Source organism: Borrelia persica No12, assembly GCF_000500045.1.
GTDB classification, from domain to species: domain Bacteria; phylum Spirochaetota; class Spirochaetia; order Borreliales; family Borreliaceae; genus Borrelia; species Borrelia persica.
Map to the genome: position 1 here is coordinate 1 of NZ_AYOT01000112.1, position 2478 is coordinate 2478.

4 protein-coding genes are annotated in these 2478 nt (G+C 27.6%); all 4 read left to right on the forward strand.

Annotation, left to right across the window (positions count from 1 at the left end; translation table 11 throughout):
* The first annotated feature begins 340 nt into the window (after positions 1-340).
* Positions 341-556 (forward strand): hypothetical protein, encoded by a 216-nt coding sequence (locus U881_RS0102315; protein ID WP_024653109.1) that lies wholly within the window; start codon positions 341-343, stop codon positions 554-556.
* The gene (locus U881_RS0102320) at positions 522-995 is read left to right on the forward strand and encodes a hypothetical protein (RefSeq protein WP_024653110.1); all 474 of its coding nucleotides are present in this window, start codon (positions 522-524) and stop codon (positions 993-995) included. Before U881_RS0102315 ends, U881_RS0102320 begins: the two co-directional genes overlap by 35 nt.
* 13 nt (positions 996-1008) lie before the next feature.
* Positions 1009-1224 (forward strand): hypothetical protein, encoded by a 216-nt coding sequence (locus U881_RS0102325; RefSeq protein WP_024653111.1) that lies wholly within the window; start codon positions 1009-1011, stop codon positions 1222-1224.
* Positions 1225-1293: 69 nt separating this feature from the next.
* Positions 1294-2478 (forward strand): Eco57I restriction-modification methylase domain-containing protein (locus tag U881_RS0102330; RefSeq protein ID WP_024653112.1); only part of this gene is annotated, 1185 nt, incomplete at its 3' end.

Below are 2478 nucleotides of genomic sequence, written 5' to 3' on the forward strand. Positions count from 1 at the left end.
CAGTTAGTTTCATCTTTGACGGTTATTGCTACTCTTGCTGTGTCATATTTTGTAGCACAAGTGTTTGTGATGTTGGGAAAATATTTTGTTATTTCATAATATGCATAATTACTTTGTATTAAGTTGTTTCCACTATTTAATCACAAGTTAATTTAGTTGAATTTGTTGAGAGTTTTGTTGATTATTTTTGTTTAATTGTATGTCGTTATGTTTATCTTCATGTCAATACTATTATGTTTAATTGGTGTTATTTTTTACACAGCAATACTAATAATGTATTATGTAACTTTGTAGAAAGTTGTTTTGATTTGTGTTTTTTTTAGAGATATAATTATATGATATGTGTACTAAAGTTGATGATGCGGCTATGCTTAAAAAAGCTGTAAAAGAGATTCTTTACGGGAAACCTTATGATTCTATTTTGTTTAGTATTGCAAAAAGTATATATGAGAAAGAATTTAATTCTAATCCACAAGTTACTACCGAAGATCTTGGTCATATTCTAGAAGAATCACTTATATTTGTTTTTAGGATATTTTTTTATTACATATTTTGAGTCTGTGTTTGATGATATACTGAGAAATCATGTTGCATATAGAACTCATGTATCTTTCAGGTATTATTTTTATGATAAAGTAGTAAGTGGATATGAGGGATATAGTAAGTTAATACAAATTTTCGATTTGTTAGAGAATGGAAATGAAAATTGTGAATTACCTATGTTTGCTGGTGGTATTTTTTCTCCAAAAAAGATACGTTATTTAAATAATAGTAAATTATTGAGTAAAGATGAACTTAGGGAAATTTTGGTTAAATTATTATTCTTTAATGAAGAAAATGCTTTGGTTGGTAAATTTGTTAATTATGCTCAACTTGATACTAGAATTTTTGGAGAAATTTACGAGGATTTGCTTCAATATGATTTGAGGATAGCTGAATATACTCTTCATCATGTTTTTGAGAATGGGGCATACTGTGTAAAAAAAGTTAGTTAATTAGGGATAATAAATGAATTGTCAAAAATTTCACGATCTGTTAGTTCTGTATAAAGAGCTTAGTGAGTTTGAAGAAAAGTATGGCAAAGGTAAAACTATTGGCGATTGGATTGCATACATAGAAGAGAGAGAAAATCAGGAAATTCAAAAAATTCAGGAAAGAGCTGAGTCTTTAAGTTTACGTTTTGCAAAAAAACTTGATTGTATTCGTGTAAAAAATAGAGGATGATATGTGTTTACTTTGTACATATGACGACAAAATTGTTGTCTTTGCAAATCAGTAAATAATGAGATCTAAATGAGTCAATCTAGGCAATTTAATTTTTTTACTTATAATAAGGGAGATATTTATCTAACATCACGATCCCTTGATAGAAAAAAAAGTGGTTCATATTATACTCCTGATGATTTGACAGAATTTATGTCTATTGCTGCTATTGAGCATCAGCTTAGTCAAAATGTTTCTCCCTTGGATCTTAAGATTATTGATAATTCATGTGGAGCAGGTTATTTTTTGCTTTCTAGTCTTCATTATCTGACAGAAAAAGTATGGTCTGAAATAGATAAGTTTGATGATGTCAAAGATTTACTTGAACAAGAATATGAAATTACTCTGAATGAAATTAGAAAACATGGAATTTGCGATTTAGATAAGAAATTAGTTTTAAAAAGGATTTTATTGAAAAAATGCATTTATGGTGTTGATATTAGTGATATTGCTATTAACATTACAAAAATGAATCTTTGGATAGATACTTTTATTTTAGGTAGGTCTGTGAGCTTTATCAACAATAATATAAAAGTAGGCAATGCTTTGATTGGGTATACAAAGGGTGGATTTTTTACTGTTTTAGAAGAAAAATTTCAAAAAAATGTATCCTTGTGGAGCATTTTGATTAATAAAGTTGTGGGGATCGTGAAAGATGTCTATAACAGGATTCATGACATTGATGATGAGATCAAGAATTCATTAAGATTAATTTTTTCATTAATCAAAATCTATGAATTGCATTTAACAAAATCGATTAAATTTGATCAGGAGATATATCTTGATGTCTATATAGTCATAGGATTGATACAAAATATTGTAAATCAAAAAATTACTGATGAAAATCAAAAAATAATAGAAGAAGTTAAAAAAATAAGCGAATATTATAGATTTTTTCATTATGGTATAGAATTTCCTGATGTTCAAGATGGATTTCACATTGTAATCGGGAATCCTCCTTGGGAAAGAGTAGTATTTGATGAAGAGCAGTTTTTTTCGAAGTATGTTCCTGATTATAGGAAATTAAGTTTTTCTGCTCGTAATAGAGTAAGAGCAGAAATAATTAGTAGTCCATTAAATGTATTATTAAATGAAGAAAGAGATAATACAAGGAAATTAAACGCAATCTATAGAAATGATTTAGGTCGATTTTGTATTGGTGGTGATTCAAATCTTTTTAAATATTTTTTAACGTTTAACTTGTGCTTGATGGCG

Bases quoted from the DNA above. Each gene is read 5' to 3' on its own strand.
- U881_RS0102325 (WP_024653111.1), top strand. From the start codon at position 1,009: ATGAATTGTCAAAAATTTCACGATCTGTTAGTTCTGTATAAAGAGCTT.
- U881_RS0102315 (WP_024653109.1), top strand. From the start codon at position 341: ATGTGTACTAAAGTTGATGATGCGGCTATGCTTAAAAAAGCTGTAAAA.